At 58.5% G+C, this 22,345-nt stretch carries 15 protein-coding genes; 9 read left to right on the top strand and 6 right to left on the bottom strand.

Going from position 1 to position 22,345, the window contains the following annotated elements:
* Together VGU61_RS11430 and VGU61_RS11425 are read right to left on the bottom strand one after the other, a co-directional pair.
* Nucleotides 1-458: glutamate-cysteine ligase family protein (locus VGU61_RS11430; RefSeq protein ID WP_326859254.1), on the bottom strand; the 458-nt coding region annotated here is incomplete at its 3' end.
* Between the two features lie 2 nt (nt 459-460).
* Nucleotides 461-1,648: a cation:proton antiporter gene (locus VGU61_RS11425; RefSeq protein ID WP_326859253.1), complete on the bottom strand. Its 1,188-nt coding sequence runs from the start codon at nt 1,646-1,648 to the stop codon at nt 461-463.
* A gap of 1,116 nt (nt 1,649-2,764) precedes the next feature.
* Between VGU61_RS11425 and VGU61_RS11420 the strand changes: the two genes are divergently transcribed.
* The 4 genes from VGU61_RS11420 (at nt 2,765) to VGU61_RS11405 (ending at nt 10,152) form a co-directional block, all read left to right on the top strand.
* Complete coding sequence (locus VGU61_RS11420; RefSeq protein WP_326859252.1) at nt 2,765-4,579, top strand: autotransporter assembly complex family protein; 1,815 nt, start codon at nt 2,765-2,767, stop codon at nt 4,577-4,579.
* Between the two features lie 14 nt (nt 4,580-4,593).
* A complete protein-coding gene (locus VGU61_RS11415) occupies nt 4,594-8,529 on the top strand; it encodes a translocation/assembly module TamB domain-containing protein (RefSeq protein ID WP_326859251.1) in 3,936 nt (1,311 codons plus the stop codon).
* A gap of 151 nt (nt 8,530-8,680) precedes the next feature.
* Nucleotides 8,681-9,796, top strand: coding sequence for an aminopeptidase (locus tag VGU61_RS11410; protein ID WP_326859250.1), 1,116 nt, complete (start codon nt 8,681-8,683; stop codon nt 9,794-9,796).
* A 101-nt stretch (nt 9,797-9,897) separates the two neighbouring features.
* The gene (locus tag VGU61_RS11405; RefSeq protein WP_326859249.1) at nt 9,898-10,152 is read left to right on the top strand and encodes a hypothetical protein; all 255 of its coding nucleotides are present in this window, start codon (nt 9,898-9,900) and stop codon (nt 10,150-10,152) included.
* Nucleotides 10,153-10,204: 52 nt separating this feature from the next.
* Here the strand turns inward: VGU61_RS11405 and VGU61_RS11400 are convergent, their stop codons facing one another.
* From VGU61_RS11400 to VGU61_RS11390, 3 genes are all read right to left on the bottom strand, one after another.
* Nucleotides 10,205-11,851, bottom strand: coding sequence for an isovaleryl-CoA dehydrogenase (locus VGU61_RS11400; RefSeq protein WP_326859248.1), 1,647 nt, complete (start codon nt 11,849-11,851; stop codon nt 10,205-10,207).
* Nucleotides 11,852-11,896: 45 nt separating this feature from the next.
* A complete protein-coding gene (locus tag VGU61_RS11395) occupies nt 11,897-14,827 on the bottom strand; it encodes a PAS domain S-box protein (RefSeq protein WP_326859247.1) in 2,931 nt (976 codons plus the stop codon).
* A 640-nt stretch (nt 14,828-15,467) separates the two neighbouring features.
* A complete protein-coding gene (locus tag VGU61_RS11390) occupies nt 15,468-15,875 on the bottom strand; it encodes a hypothetical protein (RefSeq protein ID WP_326859246.1) in 408 nt (135 codons plus the stop codon).
* 244 nt (nt 15,876-16,119) lie between these two features.
* On the opposite strand from VGU61_RS11390, the gene VGU61_RS11385 reads away from it, so the two are divergent.
* From VGU61_RS11385 to VGU61_RS11365, 5 genes are all read left to right on the top strand, one after another.
* Nucleotides 16,120-16,758 carry a hypothetical protein gene (locus VGU61_RS11385; RefSeq protein ID WP_326859245.1) on the top strand — a complete coding sequence of 213 codons (639 nt, stop codon included), beginning with the start codon at nt 16,120-16,122 and terminating at the stop codon, nt 16,756-16,758.
* A 66-nt stretch (nt 16,759-16,824) separates the two neighbouring features.
* A complete protein-coding gene (locus VGU61_RS11380; protein ID WP_326859244.1) occupies nt 16,825-17,856 on the top strand; it encodes an ATP-binding protein in 1,032 nt (343 codons plus the stop codon).
* On the top strand, nt 17,853-18,359 hold the full coding sequence (locus tag VGU61_RS11375) for a siphovirus Gp157 family protein (RefSeq protein WP_326859243.1): 507 nt from the start codon (nt 17,853-17,855) through the stop codon (nt 18,357-18,359). The genes VGU61_RS11380 and VGU61_RS11375 overlap by 4 nt, the downstream gene beginning before the upstream one ends.
* A gap of 37 nt (nt 18,360-18,396) precedes the next feature.
* A complete protein-coding gene (locus tag VGU61_RS11370; RefSeq protein ID WP_326859242.1) occupies nt 18,397-18,858 on the top strand; it encodes a single-stranded DNA-binding protein in 462 nt (153 codons plus the stop codon).
* 158 nt (nt 18,859-19,016) lie between these two features.
* Nucleotides 19,017-21,269, top strand: coding sequence for an ATP-dependent DNA helicase (locus VGU61_RS11365; protein ID WP_326859241.1), 2,253 nt, complete (start codon nt 19,017-19,019; stop codon nt 21,267-21,269).
* Between the two features lie 8 nt (nt 21,270-21,277).
* On the opposite strand, the gene VGU61_RS11360 is transcribed toward VGU61_RS11365, so the two are convergent.
* Nucleotides 21,278-22,345 (bottom strand): GGDEF domain-containing phosphodiesterase (locus tag VGU61_RS11360; RefSeq protein WP_326859240.1); only part of this gene is annotated, 1,068 nt, incomplete at its 5' end.

The following is a 22,345-nucleotide window of genomic DNA, read 5'->3' as shown; positions in this document are numbered from 1 at the left end:
GAATGCAGCAGGAACAGCGCGTCGTCACCGGAGCTGCAGCCTATATGCACATGCTGACCGAATACCGTAAATTGTTTGGCGAGATATCCATACAAGGTGGAGACCTGCTTAAAGCGTGGCTTCGAAAAGATTTTTCTTTCGGTCCATTTTTGAAACGGATGGGTCCCGCCGCCGCAGACGCCGACATTGAGTCGATCGCCGGCCCTTACCAACGTATCCCGGATCTGATGGAGCTGCTCCAGCAAACCGGCATGGCTGGTGTGCACGTCGGTATTTATTTCGATCATGCTTTCAGTGATTTCCGGCGTCACATTGCCTGGAAACGGCTTGCGCTTGAGCAGGTCGAGCATGTCGGGAGACGCTTCGATCAAGTCGAAATTACTCAGGCTGACCAGCTGCAGCTCAAGCTCTACGCCGAGCGTCAAAGGATCGGATTTTTTAAAGGGTTCCAGCGGCATGCTCAAGTCTCCGGAATGTCGGGCGTTTCACTCGCCCATATCAGCGCGCGCTGCGTGACGATCGGACCAATCACCTCCAGCAGCAGTACCATCGCCGTCAACGGCATCAGGCTCTCGACGAGATCGACACCGACATGTCGGGTCTGTTCCATCATCAGGATGGCAAATACCGACAGCGGCGTCAGCGCCATGCCCGTCAGCAGCCCCTTGCGCCACGACACGCCGCTTACGTGGGCAAAGGCGGCGACGCCGATCGTCTTGGTAACGAACCGCGCGGCAATCAATGCAAGACCCAGAACAAGGCCAGGCATGACCTGGTCCCATTTCAGCGACGTCGCAACGAAAAAGAACAGCAGCACGGTCAACAGATCGCCCATGACGCCGAAGTTGCGCTGGGTCTGGCTCAGGGTCACGCGGCGATGGCGTGCGACGAGACCAAAGGTCAAGGTGGCGAGTACGGGAGAGAAGTTGAACGCATGTGTAATAGCCACCAACAGAATGACCGTGATGGCAAAGGCGACCGTCGCGTCGCGGGTCAGGCTCCCCAGGCGCCGCAGCAGAGCGGGAACGGCAACACCGAATAGCGCGCCGAGACCGGCCGACGCGACCAGCACCACCAGGCTGTTCCAGACTGCGTGCAGCAGGCTTCCCGAGGTCTGGAATACGCCGATGCCGATGATTACCTTGAATGCGAATACCGCGAGTACGCAGTTCAGCGCGGATAAATGCAGAACCCGCTCCGTAACCTGGCCGGAGCTATTTTGCTCGTTCAGCACGCGCAATACCCCTGCGGGAGAAGTCGACATGGCAAGAGAGGCGAGAATCAGGGCCGACAGTGGCGTGGTGCCGAACCAATAAGCGACCGCATACACAGCCCCGAAAGTCGCGATTGCTTCCACGCCGCCGGTGACTGCGATCCATCGGTTCGTCGTCAACCAGCGCAGGTTGATACGATAACCAAGCTCGAACAGCATCAGCCCGAATGCGACATTTGCCAGCAGCATCAGGTTCTGTGTCTCTTCCTCCGGCAAATGCCCGGCCAGGGTATTCCCGAACAGGAATCCCACCAAGCCATAAATACTTATTCGCGGCAGGCCGGTCCAACGGTAGCCAAATTCTCCGGCGATCCACGCGAAAGCAAGAGCGAACGGCCAGGCAAGCTGAAGCGGAATTGGCAACAATTCAGGCATATCGACTTTTCCTAAAAAGTAAGATGTATTGAACCGTGCCGTAGAAATGCATAGGCAAGGCAGTGCGATCCTGACCGCACACATCTGACACCGGCGACCGGCATCGTTCCGCCCGCCGAAGAATCGGCATGCCGCCGGCCCGAATTGATAGCGAGATCCCTATGCGCTCCCGCTATCATGACGCCGTACTTCCTGCTCCCATTCTCAAGCATCCTGTTCAGACGGAAAGCCGTGTTTGATTCTGGGGGCAAGTGGCGGCTTACCATCGTCCTGCATCTGCAGAACGCAAGTCCGGACGGGAACATTGCTTTTCCTGATGGCCGCTCCGGAATTGAAGGATTGTTGACCTAAGTCCGCTTTACGGAAAACAGTCCGAACGACTGAGGACTCGTCGTAAGCCGAAAAATATTCGGCGACCATGCTGCGGGACGCATCCCGCGTTTACCGGCTCTGAAAGGTGCGCTGAATCCGGAAATCCTTGGAGCCACCTTCCTTCGCTGCCAACAATGTCGGCATTGCGATGTGCGCGGAGTATAGATGGCTTTCCTTAAGGGAAAATTAAGCTGCATCAAGCCAGCAGCTTAACAATTGTTCGATGCTTCACGAACGGTTCGGCGGATAGTTTGTTCGCGCTCGAAACTATCCAGGCAAAGATTCCTGATACTAACTAAACAACTCCTGGCTGTCTCATATGCTTTGCGGCACATGTACTTTATACAAATTTGTAAGCAAATTTTACTAACGTATCAAATTGTTAAAGCGTCCTTGGAATCAGTCTACTCCTGATCGCGGCGCCTTTTGTATTGTCCAGAACAGTGGTCTTGTCCCGGTCGAAACTTAAAGTCAACAGGAATGCTATTTGCAACATGAAAAAACAAGTGCCGCCTCTGCGCCGAAGCGGTTGGGCGGGGATGACAAGGGTGATACATGCCACGACATTTATCGCGTTTGTCGCCCCGCCCCTTTTTCTTTGGGCCAACTGATCATATATTTGTCTAATTCGCAATTGCGGAACTTCAATAGACCTATATGTTGTCCAAGCGTCAATAGCATTCATATCACGCATGACGGCGCTGGTGTTTTATATCGATGAGATTCTGCATCTGGAGAGGGGACTTGCTCGCAAACAACTCGTTCAAGCTGGTACAAATTCGCGCCACGATCCGTCATGCGTGCAGGCTATCAATATTGATCACCAGCTTGTTCTGCACCACCCCGCTACTCGCGGACGATCCGGGTTACCGCATCGAGCTGACCGCCCCCGATGAATTGCAAAAACTATTAACGCAAAACCTCGACCTGTTCCGGTACAGAGATCGCGATGATCTCAACATCGAACAACTGAACTTCATGGTCGCTACCGTTGCCGAACAGGTGGAGAAGCTCGCCTCGACGCAGGGATACTTCTCGCCCAAAACCGACGTCAGGGTAGATACCGTGTCCGGTGAAAGAGTAATCATTTTGAATGTCGACTCCGGACCGAGAACCATGGTGTCCCAGGTTGCGGTCAATGTCACGGGAGCGGCCGTTGACGTGGCGCCCGATCAGGTCGCGGAAGCAAAGAATGCCTGGCCACTGAATGTCGGCGAGCCGTTCACCCAGGAAGAATGGAGTGATGCAAAGCAGTCAGGCCTGAGGGTGCTGCAACGACGCCGATTCGCTGCCGCACGCTTGGCGGACTCCCAGGCGAGAATCCTTGCCGACAAAAACACGGCGGAACTTGCTGCGACGTTCGATAGCGGACCGGTTTTCACGTTCGGCGATGTAAGGATCAGCGGCACGCAGCGCTATCCGGAAAGCATTATTCGCAACGTCAATCCTCTGAACCCCGGCGAAGAATATTCTTCCGAGCGCCTGCTGGAGTTCCAGCGTCAATTGCTGAGAACCCCGTACTTCAGCAACGCGGTCATCGATATCGATAAAGATCCGGCCAACGCCAGGCTTGCGCCGGTAAACGTTCGGATCACGGAATTCCCGGCGCAGCGCCTGCGCGGCGGCGTCGGCTTCACAACCGATACGGGTGCCCGCCTTGAAGGGCTCTACTCCAACTACAACATGTTCGGCCGCGCCTGGGTGCTCGACGCGCAGACACGCTTCGAACAGCGCCGCCAGCTTGGCTCACTGGCGCTGTCCATGCCGCCGGGACGCGGCGCATGGGTCAACGGGGCCAGCGGTTTAGTGGAGCGGACGACGCTGGAAGGCGTGGATTTGAGAACGCGCCGGCTTGGCGTCCGGCGGGCAAAGAGCACCGACAAGGCAGATACCGCCTATTCCATCCAGTATTACCGGGATCAGCTAAGCCAGATCGACGGCGCTGCACTGCCGGAAGATGTGCTGGTACAACCTGGCGTGCATCAGGCGCTCGTGGCAGGTATCGAAAAAACATGGCGGAACGTCGACGATGCCCGTTTCCCGCGGGATGGCCGCGTTCTTTCCGTCGAAGCCGGAGTCGCGCTCAAGGGGCTGCTCACCGACCAGACCTTCTTCCGTTTCTCCAGCCGGATTCGCGAGTTTCTGCCAATCGGTGAACGGGATGTAGTGATTTTGCGTGGCGAACTTGGGGCGGTGATTACCAAGGGCGACAATGCGGCCATTCCGGCGTCGCTTCTTTTCCGTGCCGGCGGGACGGAATCGGTGCGCGGCTATCCCTTTCAGAGCATCGGCAACGAGCGCAACGGTATCGTGTACCCCACCCGTTACATCGCCACCGGCGGCGTGGAGTACCTGCATTGGCTTACCGAAAGCTGGGGCGGTGCCGTGTTCTACGACGTCGGCGCAGCGACGGATCAGTGGAGCGGCAAACAGTTCTTCCATGCCGTCGGTGTCGGTGCCCGCTGGCGCAGTCCGGTCGGGCGGGTGAACGTCGATCTCGCATATGGGATCCAGGCAGGCAGCATCCGCCCTCACCTGTCACTTGGCGTGGCATTTTGAATTCGGACCCTGGAATGGATAGCACGCCCGCGACCCAACCGACACCAAAGCGACACGGTGCACGCCGCGCACTCATCTGGAGTGCCGCCGCGTTAGCGCTGCTGCTGCTTTTCATTGCCGGCCTCGCGCTGGTGACGCTGCAGACGGAATGGGGAGCCCGTGTGCTTTGGCAGAACGCGCCGCGTTTTCTGCCGGGAGAATTATCCGGCGAACTCGTGGGCGGCACGCTCAAGGACGGCCTTACCCTGCGCAATGTCGAGTACGCTGACCAGACTAAGCGGGTCAAGGTTGACCGGCTGGAAGCAAAGTGGGGTCTTTCCCGATCGCCGCTCAAACTGACGATTCCTTATCTTCGCGTCGGCACGGCGGATGTGACGATGCTTCCGTCGCCCGATGAACCCACAACCATGCCGCAGGAGATCAAGCTGCCGCTCGCGCTCGATCTCCAGAGTGCCACCGTCGATAAGGTCATCATCCGAAGCGAAGGCGAACCGGCAACCTATAGCGACATCAGCCTGCAGGCGTCCTCCGATCGTATCAACCATGCCGTGCAGCTCAGGAAAGCCGTGACACCGTTCGGCACGGTCGCCGCGGCGCTCAAGTTGAACGGGAACCGCCCTTTCAACATCGATGGAACCGCGCGTATCGACGGCGCGTACCAGGATCGGCAGTTCAACGCCAGTGCGGACTTGGCGGGTTCGTTGGAAGCGCTCGGGGTCCAGGTCAGGGCTGCGGCGAAGGAATTCAATGCGCAAGCACAAATCGATGCCACTCCGTTCGCCGACGTGCCGTTTCGCAGCGCCAATATCCGCGCAGACAAGTTCGATCCCAGCGCCATCAATCCCGAGTGGCCGAAAGCCCTGATGCAGATAACGGCGCAACTCGCCCCCGTCAATGCAAGCACGGATATGTCAAAGCTTGTCGTCAGCGGTCCGGTGACGATAACGAATTCACAGGCCGGCCCCATCGATAAGGGCATGCTTCCACTGGAATCGGTCCACGCCACGGTCACACTCGACGCTCAAACCCAACGGCTGGCCCAGGCAAGGATCGAATTGCCGGGGAAAGCGGTCCTGGAAGGAGGCGGCGAATTGCGTAGCGGCGGCAAAGGCGAGTTCAAACTGGACGCAAGCGCGCTGGACCTCCATGCCCTGCATACGGCCGTCCGACCGACGAAGCTGAAAGGCCCGCTGTCTGTCCAGCTGGATGGCGAAACACAGATCGTAAACCTGACCCTGACCGATCCGGACCTGTCCATCACCGCCGACGCAAAACTGACACCCGAACGCATGACATTGAGCTCGGCCAAACTCAAAGCCGGTCCCGCGAAACTTGATGTCAGTGGTGGGATGGCGCGCGGCGCGTCGTCCGACTATGCGTTCCAGGGCTCGCTCAGCGACTTCGACCCGGCACGCTTCCTGGCGACGATGCAGGTGCCGGGAACACCGAAGAAAAAGTCACCGCTCGACGGCATCGACGCCGATATCAATATGGATTTCAAGGCGGAGGGAGTACTGCAGCCCGAGATTTCCGCCCGGGTGCAGTTCAACGTCAATGAAAGCACCTACGCCGATCTGCCGATGACCGGTGGCGGACTGGTTCATCTTGTCGGCAAGCGCATTTTGCCCAGCGACGCGCGGTTGACGATTGCGGGAAACAACGTCGATCTGAAAGGCAGCTTTGGCCAGCCGTCAGATCGCTTGAAGGTAAATATCGATGCGCCTGCCCTGGCTCGGCTCGGGTTCGGCCTGAATGGATTGCTGAGGGTGAACGGCGAGGTGGCCGGGACGATCGACCGGCCGCTCGTGGATGCCCGCTATGAAGCGGAAAACCTGGTGTTCGGCAACCACCGGCTCGCGTCCCTATCAGGCATGGCGGATATCGACGGTGTGCCGGGATCCGATCCAAATGCGAAAGTGGATCTCACGCTCAACGCACGCGGCCTGCAGAGTGGCGAAATACGACTGACGACGGTGTCCGCCGACATCGACGGCACCTATGGCAAGCACACCATCAGCGTCGACGCCAAGGGGCAGTTGCGCGACCAGAAGCTTGATGTCGGCCTCGACGCACAGGGAAACCTGCGCGAAACCAGGCAGGGACTCGCATGGGACGGAGTCCTGCGCACCTTGGAGAACCGCGGGGTGCCCAGGGTCTCCATGCGTTCCCCCTTAGCGGTCAGCGTTGCGCCCGGACGGGTCGATCTCGGGAATACCCGTTTCGATATTGCACGCGCGGTGGTCGACCTCAAAAGCTTCCAGTTCAATAACCAGCTGGTGAAATCCGAAGGGTCCTTCAATGAACTCAACATCGGGCATCTGCTGGCACTCCGCCGGCAATTTACCGGGGAAGCCCCTCCGGTGGATACCAATCTCATTCTCGACGGTCAATGGAATGTCACGCTGGCGGACCGCGCGGATGGTTTCGTCCGGATCGACCGCAGCAGCGGCGACATCGGCATTAGCGGACCTGCCGGCAACAGCCTGCTCGGGTTGAATGCCTTGTCTTTGACGGCGAACCTCCAGGGCAATCGCGTGGTCGTCGATGCCGGCGCCAATGCGACGCGGATCGGTCGCCTCGACGGTAAAGGTGAAATCATGCTGCAATCCGAAAACGGCCGCGTTTCGCTCACGCCCGACGCGCCGGTGTCGGGAAGAGTCAATGTAACGATCCCGCGCCTGCAATCGATCGCTTCACTCGCCGGACCGAGAATCGCATTAAACGGTACGGTTGCGATCGACCTCGCCGCCAACGGCACCTTGTCCGAGCCGAAGTTGTCAGGCACCGTTCTTGGCGACGACCTCGCACTCACCTTGTTCGACCAGGGCGTGCGCCTGCGCGACGGGACCGCGAGGATTATCCTCGACAACAACATCATCGAACTGCAGCAGGTGCAGTTCCAGGGCGGGAACGGCACGCTGCGGGCGACCGGGCGCATACCGCTCGACCAGTCGCGCACCGATATCAGCGCCACCGTGGTTGCCGACAATCTCCAGCTCCTGGCAAGCCCCGCGGGACAGCTTACGGTGTCGGGGCAGGCGAAGGCGGCCAATGTCAACAATCAACTGGTGGTTGGAGGCAATTTCGTCGTCGACCGCGCATTATTCAGCCTGCCGGAGCAGGCGGCGCCGAAACTGGACGACGACGTGATCGTCATTCGAGGCAACGAGTCGCCTGCCAAGGCCGCTTCGAAGCCCGGGGGGCCGGACAACAAGCCGGCCGGGCCTTTTACACCACGGGTTGATATCGCGGTCGATCTGGGGAATCAATTCCGCTTCGAAGGATCCGGGGCGGAGCTGCGGCTTGCCGGGTCCCTGAATATACGAAGCGCTCCCGCCGAGCCGATCCAGGCATTCGGTACGGTGCGTATCGTCGATGGCACCTATGAAGCATTCGGCGCGGAGCTGGCGATCGAGCGCGGCTTGCTCAATTTCCAGGGACCACTGGCCAATCCGAACGTCAACATTCTTGCCATGCGGCGTGAGCAGGAAGTCGAAGCCGGCGTGAGGGTTACCGGCACCGTCCAGCAACCACGCGTGGAGCTGGTATCGGAACCCAATGTTTCGGAAGAGGAAAAACTGTCATGGCTGATCTTCGGGCGCGCCGGCGGCAATTCCGAACCGGGACAGGCGCAGAACGCGGCCAAGGGCGCGGCACTCGGGCTGCTGAACAAGTTTGGCGGACAGCGCATCGCCAGCCGGTTCGGCCTTGATGAATTTTCCATCGGGTCCAGCGATTTCGGCCTCCAGGGCCAGCAGGTGGTGAACCTCGGAAAAGAGATTACCGACAACCTTTTTATCGGTTTTGAACAAAGCCTTGCCGGGACAGGAAGCGTACTCAAACTCACTTACGAACTTACCCAGAACTGGTCGGTGGTCGTGCGCGGCGGTGCGGTAACCGGCATGGACATGCTTTACAACAAGCGTTTCGATAAGCTTCGGGGCGGCTGATCCTGGCCTCGTCTTCATGCATGCAACCCTTCCTATCCAAACTTTTCCCGTATTGAAAGGTCTATAGACAAAGAGCTTGTTTCAGACCTGCCGGGATTGCCTTATGCACATGTTGACGTGGGAGCCGTTGCGCAAACTTGGAAAAATGTCGATGCGACGGTTTCTTGCCGGTGGTTTGCTCCTCGCTTTCACGGCAGGCTACGCGCATATCGCCTATTACACCCAGGCAGTGCACGGACAACTTGCATTGCTTGCCGCAATGCGCCCTATCGATGCCTACCTGGCCGATCCGCAGATTGATGCAGCGCTGAAACAGAAGCTCGTGAAGGTGAAGCAGATCCGTGACTTTGCCGTGCGCGAGCTGGGTCTTCCCGATAACGAAAGCTATAAACACTATGCCGACATCGGGCGCGACTATGTCGTGTGGAATGTGATTGCCACGCCCGAACTGTCGATGCAGCCGGTGCAATGGTGTTATCCCGTCGCGGGTTGCGCCAGTTATCGCGGCTATTACAACAAGAATGACGCGCTTTCCTATGCGCGTACGCTGCAGTCGGCCGGCTACGATGTCCATGTGGCCGGCGTGCCGGCCTATTCCACGTTGGGCTGGTTCAGCGATCCGGTATTGTCCACATTTATTCACTACTCCGAGCCCCAGCTCGCCAGGCTGATTTTCCATGAGCTCGCCCATCAGGTGCTTTTCGCCCACGGTGATTCGCAGTTCAATGAGTCTTTCGCGATGGCGATCGAGGAAGTGGGCGTGGAACGCTGGATCGAACAGCACGGCGACGAAAACATGCGCCAGCGTCATCTCAAGAACGAGAGCCGCAAAAAGGACTTCCTTGCCTTGCTGCGCAAATACCAGGAACAGCTGCAAACCGTGTACGCAAGCGATGCAAACGACGACGAGAAACGCGCCAGGAAGGCGGAAATTTTTTTGGCGCTACGCGACGAGTTTCAGCACGTAAGAGTTGCCTGGAATGGATATGCCGGTTACGACGGCTGGTTTGCGCAGAAGCTTACCAATGCCCATCTGGCGTCGATCGCAACGTACCACCGCTTCGTTCCCGGGTTCAAGGCGCTGCTCGAGAAACAAAACAGGCTGCCGGCGTTTTATGAAACGGTCAGAAGTCTTGCCGCACTTCCGCTCGATCTGCGTCATGAACAGCTCACGCAGCTAGGGCAAACGGAAGCACGACCGACGCCGGTTAATCAACCCGATGCGGGCAAGAAAATGGTTCCGGTATCGACGGAAACAACGGGATAGATTACGTATGCCTGATTGAAGGGGGCCTGTTGCAACCGGAAATCGGGTGCTGCAAGCCTGGAACAGCGTACACTGGCTGTTCACTTTGCAAAGGCGCCGCTGTGAAACATGACGAAGTCGTTGCCCTATTCAGGGAAAAAGCTGCATCAATGCCGGAACAAGGGCCATCCAAGAGCGACCTTATCCTCGGACTTGCGACACTGCTGGCAGAGTCTCGCGGACGTCTATCAAAAGAAAATTTCGAATCCCTCATTAATCTGGGCGCAGCGCTGTACAAGGAAGGCCACAATCAATATCAGGCACGTTCGGATGTCGACACCATCATGACCAAGTCGCACGACGACAATAAACACTAGGGATCTGTGTGATCACGAAGAGGCGCCACCCTCATGATGGCCTTCGCTGCCGCTACGCCGGGTACGGCATCGCGCGTGCGAGGATTGCGTTGAAATCCGTTCCCGCGCCCAGTGTTCCGAAGGTGTGTCCCCAATTGCCGTCCAGACGGGAATCGCAAAACGCGCCGAACACCGCTGACGGCGCAGTCTGGCAAAGTAATGCCGCCTGCAGCGTCAGGGCGACATCCTGCGCCAGGCGCCGTGCCTCGCTTTCGGTTGCCATATCCTCGACACGAGCCGGCAGCGCCGCCATCATCCGGTCCAGCGCCGCGTGCACGCCCTTCGCCGGAGCCAGTTCCTGCGCCAGTGCGGCGACGGCATCGGCTTTGCGAAGCGCCCGCAGAAAATCCAGCGCCATGATGTTGCCGGCACCTTCCCAGATCGAGTTGAGGGGCATCTCGCGATAGATGCGCGCCATGACGCCTTCGCCGCCCTCCTCCACATATCCGTTGCCGCCGAGGCATTCCATTGCCTCCTGCGCAAAATGACTGCCACGCTTGCAGATCCAGAATTTCGCAATTGGTGTCAGCAGGCGGGCCATGATGTGTTCATGCGCATCGCCGGCCCGGTCGAAGGCACGGGCCAGACGCAGGGCGAGCGCCGCAGCCGCCTCGGACTCCAGCGCCAGATCCGCGAGCACATTGCGCATCAGGGACTGTTCGATCAGAGGCTTGCCGAATGCCTGCCGCTGCGCGGTGTGATTCAGCGCAAGGCTCAGCGCATGCCGCATCAGGCCGCTGGTGCCGAGCGCGCAGTCAAGACGCGTCAGCGTGCCCATCTCCAGGATCTGCGGCACGCCGCGGCCTTCTTGGCCCACCAGCCAGGCGGACGCGTCATGGAATTCCACCTCCGAACTGGCATTGGCCTTGTTGCCCAGCTTGTCTTTCAGCCGTTGAATCCGGATGGCGTTGAGCGAACCGTCCGGCAGCACGCGTGGCAGAAACAGGCAGCTGAGGCCGGACGGTGTTTGCGCCAGCACCAGGAAGGCGTCGCACATCGGCGCGGAGAAAAACCATTTGTGCCCGGTAATCCGGTAGCGCAGCCCCCATGCATCGCTGCCGTCGGCGACCGCCCGCGTGGTATTGGCGCGGACATCGGAGCCGCCCTGCTTCTCCGTCATGCCCATGCCCATCGTGACGCCCGGCTTGTCACGCCAGGATCTGAGTGATGGATCATATGCGCGGCTCATCAGCTTCGGCCCCCAGTCAGCGAACACAGCGGCATTGCCGCGCAGCGCCGGCGTTACCGCATAGGTCATCGAAATGGGGCAAAGAATCGACGGCTCCAGTTCCGTGAAGAGCATGAAGGCGGCAGCGCGTGCGACGTGGGGCGATACACCCTTCCCGGCCCATGGGGTGCCGTGAAGTCCGGCGGCGGTCGCCGCGGTCATGAGCGCGTGATAGCTCGGGTGGAACTCCACGCTGTCGATGCGACGGCCGAAACGGTCATGGCTGTGCAACTGCGGCGGGTACACATTGGCAAGCCTTGCATGTTTCTGCATTTCCGCGCTGCCCGCAAGCGCGCCGAGCGCGTTGAGCGCGGCGGTGTCGAGCCCGGGCGCATTGAGCTTCAACGCGTCGAGCATGGCCTGGTTTGATTCAAACAGGTTGATATTTGTCAGCGGCTCCGGCTGATTGAATACTTCATGGGTGATATGCACACTGGTCTCCGGCTGGGTGACATGTCCGTATTGACGGGACGGGTATCAACAGGTGAGCTCGGAATAAAACTGGAAGTTATCTTTATTGCTGCGCTTTACGCAGTACATCGCCGCGTCGGCATGTTTCATCAGCGCTTCCTCATCCTGTCCGTCATCAGGGTACACGCAAATGCCGACGCTGGCAGTGACGTGATGCACGCTGCCGGAAAGGACGATCGGTTCACGGAGCGCCACGACCACCTTCTGCGCGATCGCGCTCAATTCGTCGGGATGACGGATTTCATGGACAATGACAACGAACTCATCACCGGCCAGCCGGGCGGCGAAATCGCTGCCTCGCACGCTCTGTGTGAGACGGGTCGCGGTGTGCTTGAGCAGAATGTCGCCGGCGTCGTGGCCGAACGTGTCGTTCACTTCCTTGAAATGGTCAAGGTCGATGAACATGACACCGAACATCCGCCCGTACCTGCGGGCCTGTTGCACGGTGTGACTGAGAATCTGATTGAACATCATCCGGTTGGGCAATCCGGTCAGGATGTCATGGCTGGCAAGATGCCGGATCCGCTCCTCCGCGGTCTTCTTTTCGGTAATGTCCTTCCCGGTACCACGGTATCCGATCAACCCGCCTTCCGGGCCGATTACGGGCAATCCGCTCACGCTGATATAGCGTTGTGTCCGGTCACCGCCTGTCCGCAGCACCAGCTCATAGAAAGCAGCGCCTTCCGAGAGTTGACGCTGATGTTCCGCCCATTGCTCGGGCGAAAGATTGTCGAAGGGCAGTTCCCACAATGTCTTGCCGAGATATTCTTCGGCCGGCATGCCGCTTTTCGCGAAGACGTCGCCGTCAATCTGAATGAAACGATAGCTGCCGTCCTGTTCCCAGTACCAGTCAGATGACAGCTCTGTCAGGTCGCGGAACCGCTCTTCACTATCGCGCAGGGCAGTTTCCATTTCACGGCGCTTGGTGACGTCCCGCAGGATTCCCCGAAAGCCCGTTGCGGCCCCTGAGGCATCCCGGATCAGATGGATCGATCCCTCGCACAGCACCTTTTCGCCGTTTTTGTGGAGCAGGCGCCAGTCGATTCCCTTCTTCGCAACGCCGGTCCGATAAACCTCGTTGAATTGCGTAAAAACATAGGCCGAATCTTCTTTTGCCTGATATTTCCGGTAATTCCATCCGATCATCTCGGTCAGCCCGTAGCCGGTCATGCGGGAGAAGGCATCGTTGTAAAGAACCAGATTGCCGGCGAGATCCACCTCATAGTAAGCGTCCGTGATGCTTTCAAGGATGGAACGGTATTTTTCCTCGCTTGCACGCAGCGCCTCTTCCGCATCGCGGCGTTCCGTGTTGTCGCGAGTAACGCCCCGAAATCCGCAGGGCACGCCGTTTTTATCGATGATCAGCTGCATTGCCGTCTGCGCAACGCAGGCCGATCCGTCACGGCGCCATACCTTGTATTCGGTCAGTTCCGCCTGTGCGCCGCTATGGAAAACCTGGTTGTACACCTTGCGTACATACGCGGCGGTGTCCGCGTCCATATAGTCGCGGTAATTCAGGCCCAGCACTTCCTCCTTCGTCCCCATGTGCAGCTTGCACATGGCCGTGTTTACAAAAGTGTAGTTGCCTTTCAGGTCCACTTCGAAGTAACCGTCGCTCATGTTTTCGAGCACGCCGCGATATTTTTCCTCGTTCTGTCGTAGCGCATTCTCGGCTTGCTGCTTCTCGATGGCGCGATCAAAGTTGCCGAGCGCGAAAATGATGTTCTGCGCCATCCGCTCGAGCAACTCGATAACCTGCTCGTCAAATGCGTATTTTTCACGGGAATACAGCAACAGCACCCCGATCGATTGGCCATTGCGAATCAGGGGAAGTGCCGCGCCGGATGCAAGTCTTTCCTGGTTCGCCGTTGTTCGCCATGGCTGCACCCGTGCTGCGCCTACCAGGTCGTTGCTGACACGGGCTTTCTTATCCCGGAACGCCGCTCCGACCAGACCCTGCCCTTCAGGCCTGTTTGCATTAAAAGAGATGCGGATGCTGCGCAGGGTATCGGCTCCTTCGCCAGCCACCGCCGCCACGCAGGCCCACTCCGTTTCGGGATCCGGCAGCAGGATGGACGCATTGATGATCTGTCCGCCGCTGACAGCGACCTCGCATACCTGCTGAAAAAGTTCGGTCGGCGTGGTCGCATGCAGGATCGCTTCGTTGGTGCCATTGATGGCGGCATACATGCGGCTGAATCGAAGCGCGGAGATTTCGGCTTCCTTGCGACGGGTGATATCCCGGGCAATGCTGATGATGACCCAACGGTCCTCGATCCGAATAGGACGCCGCTGCAATTCGTAAACATAAGTGGACCCGTCGCGGTTGCGGGCAACGGATTCCCTGGCGCGCTGGCGTCCGCCGCAGGCGATGATTTCGTCGTACTCCTTCTCCAGTTCGCTGCGGTCCGTAAGCAGCAGGTCCTGCGGTCCCATCGACAGCAGTTCGGCGCGCGTGTATCCGGAGACATTGCAGGCATTGTTGTTGACATACGTGAACCGCATGGTTTCGCGGTCGACGAAATAGATTGAATCACCCGATATATCCATCGCGCGCCGGAAATGCCGCAGCTCATCCTCATGGCGCCGTTGCTCCGTGATATTGCGCATGATGCCGCGGTATCCCGAAAAGTTGCCGTCCTGGTCGCGCAACGGCTCGCCGCAAACGCTCACGAAACACGCGCGGTCGCTGCCCTTATGCCATGACCAGACAACTTCACGAAAGGACTGATGCCCTTGCATGGCTTCCCGGAAGCCTGCCCAGTCCGCGTTTTCGATGGCGAGCCCGGCAATATCCCAGGGGGCCTTTCCCATTGCCGCATCGAGGTCATCCATGGACAGCGATAGCTCTGCGGTCGTACTGCGCAGCTGCGTGAATCGGCATCCGCTGTCCTGTTCCCAGTACAAATCCGACGCAAGCGCGATTAAGCTTTCCATGACCTCACCTCTGGCTTTCCGATCGGCTCGAAAAACCTGTTCCTCAGTGCGCTGACGGCACACTTCTACGTTTTTATTTACCGCTTACCCGTCAATGCGGGGGACGTTGCGTTCGGCTGGGCGAAGCACCCGCCGGTTTTATATGAACGCGAAATCGGCTCCCTGTCTCCATCGTGTTGTGACGCGCATGACCGAAAAAGAAATCAATGGCGAACGCACCGTGACATTACCACGAAGCAACACTTATCACGGTAACTTATTGTTGCTATTTCGTCGCAGTTTTGCGGGCCATTCAAATAACTCACATACAGGGTCACGGCCAAATTACTTCCAGGCAATCATTGTTATTGAATTTTGGAAATATGAAAAAGAGTGTAAATACACCTAACTTGGTCGCTTTACTGCCTTGAAATTAGGCAGACGGACCATAGTTAAAGAACATAATGACGCTGAAACAAACATCGCTGAATCAATAACTTAACAAATCGCATTTATGCTTTACCGCAAGTTGGGATTTCGTCTCTTTTATCTTATTTGCGACCAAAAAGATATTGATAAATAACGCCGATGTATTTAAAATACACTGTACGTATACACAGCTTCAAATAAATTTGGTAAGTCCGGGTCAGGCGAATTGATATCAATCCGCAATCATGTCCACGGCGGGGCTAGGTGTTTCGGATTGCAGTTGCTGTCGTAACAAGTCGATCATGAGTTCGCGGGCTTTGCCTGGTTGGGCGCGGAAAAGGGTCAGGGCGGTCTCGATGAAAAGCTTTTCCTTTTCATCTGTCAGGGACTTCAGGCTGTCGTGTTCCTGGTCCATCCAGCCGCGCGGCAGGTTCAAGCGCTCCTCGATGCCGCGGGCGATGTTGTTGCCGATGTTCTTCCGCATGCATTTGATGTGGCTGAGATAACGGTCGGAGAGGTCCAGACGCTCGGCAAATAGCTTAAGCATTCCGCGCCGAGGCAGATCCGGATGTTCGGCGATGAAGTCATTGAACAATTTGAGAAAGTTCTTGTGTCGGATTTCGCTGCTGCTCAAAGCCATATGTATGTTCTCCCGGTTCAGCGTTGTGCCTGTGCTGACGACCGGACAGTTTAACCGAGAGGCACAGTATTTTGTTGAAGACGAGCAACCTTTTTAGGCGTCTTTTCCCTGTAGCCGCACTACCGATCGATGAATGCACTGACTCCCGGCGGTTCGTTCTGTTTCCAGCGTTGTCCGATGTTCCGGGTGTCGCGAAATACCTGAACGTGCCTTTTGAACGCGTCGCTTAAACCAGATGAAAAAGATGAAAAGTCGTTATCCCCAACCTGTCAACTCCGATACGTTCGAATTCCGCATGCGTGATGACTCGCCATCACGTGCCATCGTCGAATCGATCGTGGTGAGTTCGGAAATCTGCGGGCATCCGCTATCGTTCGCCGCGGCGAAGATGCTTGCCGCCGATCTTGGCGACTTCGACGAAGCCGCCGTACGCGCGGCCCTGGCGCGCTGCAGGATGGAAGTGCATGGCTTGTTGAAGCTGACCGACATCCTGGCGCACATCGATGACGGCCGCCCCACTGCCGAGGAAGCATGGGCATTGATGCCGCAATCGGAACAAACCACGGTGGTCTGGACCGATGAAATGGCCCAGGCTTCGGGCGCCGCCGCGCGGTATCTGGACGAAGGCGATATGGTCGCGGCACGGGCCGCATTTGATGAGGCTTATGTCAAGGCAGTCGTCGCAGCGCGAATCCGGCGCGATCCGGTACGCTGGACGCCGTCCCTTGGCAGCGATGTCCGCAAGCGGGAAAGCGTGCTGCATGACGCGGTCCGGAAAGGCCGTTTGTCCGCGGCGCATGTCCAGAATCTTTTGCCGCCTGTTGAGATTCCACCGGTTGCGGAAGAGGCTATTTCGCTCCTGAACATCAGAAGTCTGCATTAATCGCGGTACGGACACGGCGCAGTTGTTACGAACTTATTTGCGACCTTTTTAGTAGCAAAGAACCGAATGGATTATCAACCTGAATGCGATGACGGCGGCTTGCAGTGGTATGAGCAGATCGGCCGGCAGGAACAGATTGAAAACGAGCAAAGAGAAAGGAAGAAAGTCACCATGGCTTCATTCGAAATCCACCGCGCGACACGTCGTCGTGCAAAGCTCCGTCTCGGCATGTCGGGCCCGGCCGGTAGCGGCAAGACCTATTCCGCCCTGCTGATCGCGGGCGGACTCGGCGGACGCATTGGCTTGATCGATACCGAACACGGCAGCGGAGACCTGTACGCCGATCTCTTGCCGGACGGTTATGACGTCCTGCCGCTCACGCCGCCGTACACACCGGCACGTTATATCGAAGCGATCCGTGCATTCGAGGAGTCCGGTGTGTCAACCATCATCGTCGACAGCCTGACCCATGCATGGACCGGTGAAGGCGGCTCGCTGGACCGCCAGGGCAAAATTGCGGACAAGTCGGGCAACAGCTGGCAGGCGTGGCGCCAGGTGACGCCGGAGCACAATGCGCTGGTCGAAGCGCTGCTGCAAAGCCCCTGCCACATCATCGCCACCATGCGCGCGAAGACGGATTATGTGCAGGAGAAGGATGAGCGCACCGGCAAGAACATCGTTCGCAAGATCGGACTCGCGCCGATCATGCGCGATGGTATCGAGTATGAGTTCACGACCTTCTTCGAGATGGACGTGCGTCATATGGCGTTTGCCGGGAAAGACCGTACCCGCCTGTTCGACGGCTCGATCTTCAAGCCGGAAATCGATACTGGCCGCCTGCTGCTGAGCTGGCTGGATTCCGGCGAGGACGTGCCGGTAAAGAAGATCGCCATGCCGGAAGAGCAAAAAGCCGCGATGAAGGAATCGATCACCGGTGCCAATACGCTGGATGAGCTGTTCAAGGCCTTCTCGACGGCGTATCGCGCTGCAACCGCATTGCCGGATCCGTCCGCTCTCGCCGAATTGACGGCACTGAAGGACGAGCGCAAGGCGGCGCTGGAAGCGCATAACGAATCGGCTCTCGGAATCGCCGCATGAACCCGGTCTTTGAAGCATTCGAGCTTGCCGCGCAATACCGGCGGCTGGCCGAAATGCTGGCCGAGCGTCACGACGACGAGCAACTGATCGCGGACACGCTGGAAAGCATGTCCGGGCCGTTCGATGAGCGGTTGGAAAATCTTGCGAAGATGGTACGCAACATGGAAACCGCCGCCAACGGCGTGGAAAAGACCATCGAGAGCCTGGAAGCGCGACATGCCGCCCTGCGGCGCGGCGCGGAACGAGGCCGCAAGCTGATTCTCGAACTGATGCAGACGGCGCGCCGGGACCGCGTCACGACGGCGCTGTTTTCGCTGACCGTGAAGAAGAATCCACCCGTGGTGGTGGTTGACCGGGAAACGGATCTGCCGTCCGTCTACCTGACGCAACATGAAGCACCGCCGCCGATGCCGAACAAAAAGGCCATTGCCGCGGCTTTGAAGGCCGGGATCGAGGTGCCCGGCGCCCGCACAGAGCAAGGCGTGCGGCTGGACATTCAATAATCCATCTCGTTTGGTCCAACTCTAGTAGGAGATTGCAATGACAACCCTCAACAAAGTCACCCTGATCGGCTATCTCGGCCGCGGTCCGGAAATGCGCTCGACCGCCGCGGGCGACCCGGTTACCCAGCTCGTGATTGCAACGACCGAGACCTGGAAGGACAAGAATACAGGCGAGAAAAAGGAAAGCACCGAGTGGCACCGGGTGATCCTGTACCGCAAGCTGGCGGAAATCGCCGGGCAGTATCTGAAAAAAGGTTCGCTGGTGTATGTCGAAGGCCGCCTGCAGACACGCAAATGGACCGGCAAGGATGATATCGAGCGGTACACAGTCGAAATCATCGCGGACGACATGCGCATGTTGGGTGGCAAACCTACCCATGCCGATGCGGATGGCGATACGCATAAATCGGACGATGCCGGTTCAGGCAAGGGCGGCAAGCAGTCGACCCGGTCGGATCGTGTCGAGTTCGATCTTGAAGATGACATGATTCCGTTCTGATGCGGATAACTTGAAAAGTCCTTTGTAAAATACCCCCTTCCCGTTGCACGGGGAGGGAGTCGTCTAGCGGTAGATTGAAAAGAATTTCTCTATCGTTCTTCCGTGGGAACCGGACTGCGTAGACATCCGCCACCCTCCCAATCCCTTCCCCAGCTCCCATGGACCAAGTCGTCGGCATTCTTTCGTCCATCTCCATCTACAACGAAAAATGGGGCCACGGCAACGTGCGTCTCGAGGACGGCTCGCTGCTCAAATGCGTCGGGGAGGCGCTGGTCGGCCTGACCGAAGGCAACCGCTACCGTCTCGAAGGCCGGATCGGCCATCACGTGAAGTACGGCAAACAGATCGCCGTCGCCGCCGCTTCCATCGATATTCCTTGTTCCGAAGATGCGCTGATCCGCCACCTGCGGCGCAACTTCAAAGGCTGCGGCGAGGTAACCTCGAGAAAGATCGTTGCGCAATACAGCGACCGCCTCGACGACCTGAGAAACCTGCTCGTCACCAACCCGCTTTCACTCGACTTCTCCACGGTCACAAAACGCAAAATCAAGGTAGCCGACGATTGCGACTTTGAATCGCTGATCTATCGCGACCTGTCCACGCGGATCGGCGCGACCGGCATCCGCCATGCAATCCTTCGCCGGATCGCGGAATGGCTGCATGCAATCGCGCGTTGCTCGGCCGATCCGGTGGATGAGGCATGGAAGGTGTTTTCCCGCAACCCGTATGCGCCGCTCAGGGACGTGGATGGATACGGCTTCGCCGCCGCCGATGACATCGCCCTGCGCCAGATCGGCTTTCCGCGCTTTCATGATGCGCGTCTCGCGGCGCTGGCCACGCATGCGCTGAGGGAGGGCTGCGAACAGAACGGCCACACCTTCCTTACGCTTGCGGACATCAGCGACCGCATCGTTGCCTATGATGCGGATGTTTCGCCCGAAAAAGCCATGGCTGCCGCGATAGCCGGCCGCGAACCCATCATCCTCGACGGCAGCCGGTATTACCCGCGCTATCTTTACCAATGCGAAATGGCGCTGGCGAACGACCTTGCCCGGCGCGCCCTGCACATCGCACAACCCATCTGCGAACTGGATGAGACGCTGCTCGATCATGAAATCGACGCGGCCGAACGCAGCCTGGGAGAAAGCTTCCGTCTCGACGACAGCCAGCGCAAGGCCCTACGCGGCATTCTGACTTCGACGCACCTGACGCATACGCTGACCGCCGGCCCCGGATGTGGCAAGACCGCGCTGATGGAGATTCTGGTACACATCGTTCGCGACAGGAAAATCCTGTTCTGCGCGCCCACCGGGAAAGCGGCCAAGGTTCTGTCCGCCCGTATTAGCCGGTTCGGCCTGTCCGCGTCGACCATCCATAGTCTGCTGGAAGTCACGGATAACGGCTTTACCTACAATGAAGACAATCCGCTGGACGCCGATATCGTGGTCGCGGACGAAACCTCGATGGACGACCTTGCGCTGACGCGGGCGCTGATCAGTGCACTGCCGCCCGACTGTCACATCATTTTTCTGGGAGATACCGGCCAACTGCCGTCGGTCGGACCAGGCAGGATACTTGACAGCCTGCTCGAACTTCCGGGCGACCATCATCGGCTGGATCAGACGCACCGCAACGACGGCGGCATCCTGAAGATCGTGCAGCAATGCGGGCGGGGCAAGCTGGAATGCGTCGATCATGCGGATGTCAATTTTTCGCATGGTCTGCCGGCACCGGACGATATCGGGCTGTCGCGCGTGATCCGCACTTATCTGGCCGCCATCGAATCCTGCGGCATCGAGAAGGTCGGGCTGCTCATGCCGCGGCGCAAGGGTGATCTCCAGACTCCGGGCTGGAACACCACCTATATCAATGAAGTGCTGCGCCAGAAGATCAACCCGGACGGCGGCCGTATCCCGGGCAGCGTGCTGAAAATGGGAGACCGCATCATCATTCGCAAGAACCTCGTGCTCGAGCAGCAGACCATGCCGGACGGGACCAGGAAGTTCGAGCAGGTCGTCAACGGCGATACCGGCTTCATCGCCGACTGTGTCACCGATGCCGGCGGCACCAATATCCTGTATCTGCTTCTCGACCTCGACGATGGTCGCACCATCCGGTATCCGGGCAAGGCGCTCGAAAGCCTGGGACTGGCCTATGCGATGACCGTGCATGCCGCTCAGGGATCGGAGTACCGGCAGGTCATCTTCATCTGCACCAATGGATCGCCGGCGTTCGTGCACAGGGCGATCCTGTACACCGCCTTTTCGCGCGCACGGGAACGACTGACGGTTCTCGGCGACGATCACACCATACGCATCATCGCCCAGCGGCCGATCCCGCAGCGCAATTCCTTCCTCGTCGAGCGAACACGGCTGGCCATGCGGAAAATGCAGCGGCGCGGGTATCGCTGATCTACGGCCTAGTGATAGAACTGGCGCGGATCGTTGCGCCGGTACCATTCCACGAAACGGTCCGGTGGCAGCGGCTCGCTGATCAGGTAGCCCTGTCCCAGGCCGCACCCGCATCGCTTGAGGATATCCAGCGCTTCCTCGCTCTCGATCCCTTCCGCGACCACCTCGGCACCGAGCTTTTTCCCTAGCGCGATCACGGTCTCTGCGATGGCGAGCGAGCGGGAATCGGTATCGATCTGCTGGATGAACCGCCGGTCGACCTTGAGTTGATCGATGGGGAATTGAGACAGATAGCTCAGGTTGGAATAACCGGTGCCAAAGTCATCCAGTGCAATGTGAAACCCCATGCTCTTCAGGGCCGCCAGGGTTTTGGATGCCTCCTGCACATGCTGCATGACAGTACTTTCCGTGACCTCCAGTTCGACGCAGGCCGGATCGATCCCGGAATACTCGATCGCATCCTTCAGCCGGGCCTGGAAATCGCGTGCGCGAAACTGCAGCGGCGATACGTTGATCGAAATGCGCATCGGCGGCAGGCCGCTGCGGCGCCACTTGCCATGCTGGCGGCAGGCTTCCCTGATCACCCAATCCCCGAGCTGGTGTATCAGACCGCTGGACTCCGCCACACCGATGAATGCATCCGGCGTCAATGCCACGTCGTCCTGTTGCCGCCACCGGATGAGCGCCTCCGCCGAGACCACTTGCTTCGTGCTGGTATCAATGATCGGCTGATACAGCAGCTCGAAATCCTGCTCGCGCAGACCCTGGCGTAGCTTCTGTTCGAGTGCAACCGTGATTTTCTCGCCGGTATCGATGCCGGCATCGAAGAACTGGTGCGTATTGCCGCCCTGAAGCTTCGCCTGGTGCATTGCGGCTTCGGACATCCGGATCAGCTTGTCGATATGGTCGCCGTTCTCCGGATAAATGCTGATCCCGATACTCGGGGACACCCGCAATTCCTCCGTGCCGATGCGATATGGCTCGCCCAGCCTGGCAAGCAGATGCACAGCCGCCTGTGAGATGTCATGTTCCGTTTCGACGTCGGACAGGATGGCAATGAACTGGTCGCTGCCCAG

This window comes from Noviherbaspirillum sp. (genome assembly GCF_035944575.1).
Classification (GTDB): Bacteria; Pseudomonadota; Gammaproteobacteria; order Burkholderiales; family Burkholderiaceae_D; genus Noviherbaspirillum.
Note: the sequence above shows the minus strand (reverse complement) of the source record. Positions and strands in the feature narration are given on the sequence as shown.

Bases quoted from the DNA above. Each gene is read 5' to 3' on its own strand.
- VGU61_RS11425 (WP_326859253.1), bottom strand. From the start codon at position 1,648: ATGCCTGAATTGTTGCCAATTCCGCTTCAGCTTGCCTGGCCGTTCGCT.
- VGU61_RS11415 (WP_326859251.1), top strand. From the start codon at position 4,594: ATGGATAGCACGCCCGCGACCCAACCGACACCAAAGCGACACGGTGCA.
- VGU61_RS11410 (WP_326859250.1), top strand. From the start codon at position 8,681: ATGCGACGGTTTCTTGCCGGTGGTTTGCTCCTCGCTTTCACGGCAGGC.
- VGU61_RS11395 (WP_326859247.1), bottom strand. From the start codon at position 14,827: ATGGAAAGCTTAATCGCGCTTGCGTCGGATTTGTACTGGGAACAGGAC.
- VGU61_RS11390 (WP_326859246.1), bottom strand. From the start codon at position 15,875: ATGGCTTTGAGCAGCAGCGAAATCCGACACAAGAACTTTCTCAAATTG.
- VGU61_RS11385 (WP_326859245.1), top strand. From the start codon at position 16,120: ATGAAAAGTCGTTATCCCCAACCTGTCAACTCCGATACGTTCGAATTC.
- VGU61_RS11380 (WP_326859244.1), top strand. From the start codon at position 16,825: ATGGATTATCAACCTGAATGCGATGACGGCGGCTTGCAGTGGTATGAG.
- VGU61_RS11375 (WP_326859243.1), top strand. From the start codon at position 17,853: ATGAACCCGGTCTTTGAAGCATTCGAGCTTGCCGCGCAATACCGGCGG.
- VGU61_RS11370 (WP_326859242.1), top strand. From the start codon at position 18,397: ATGACAACCCTCAACAAAGTCACCCTGATCGGCTATCTCGGCCGCGGT.
- VGU61_RS11365 (WP_326859241.1), top strand. From the start codon at position 19,017: ATGGACCAAGTCGTCGGCATTCTTTCGTCCATCTCCATCTACAACGAA.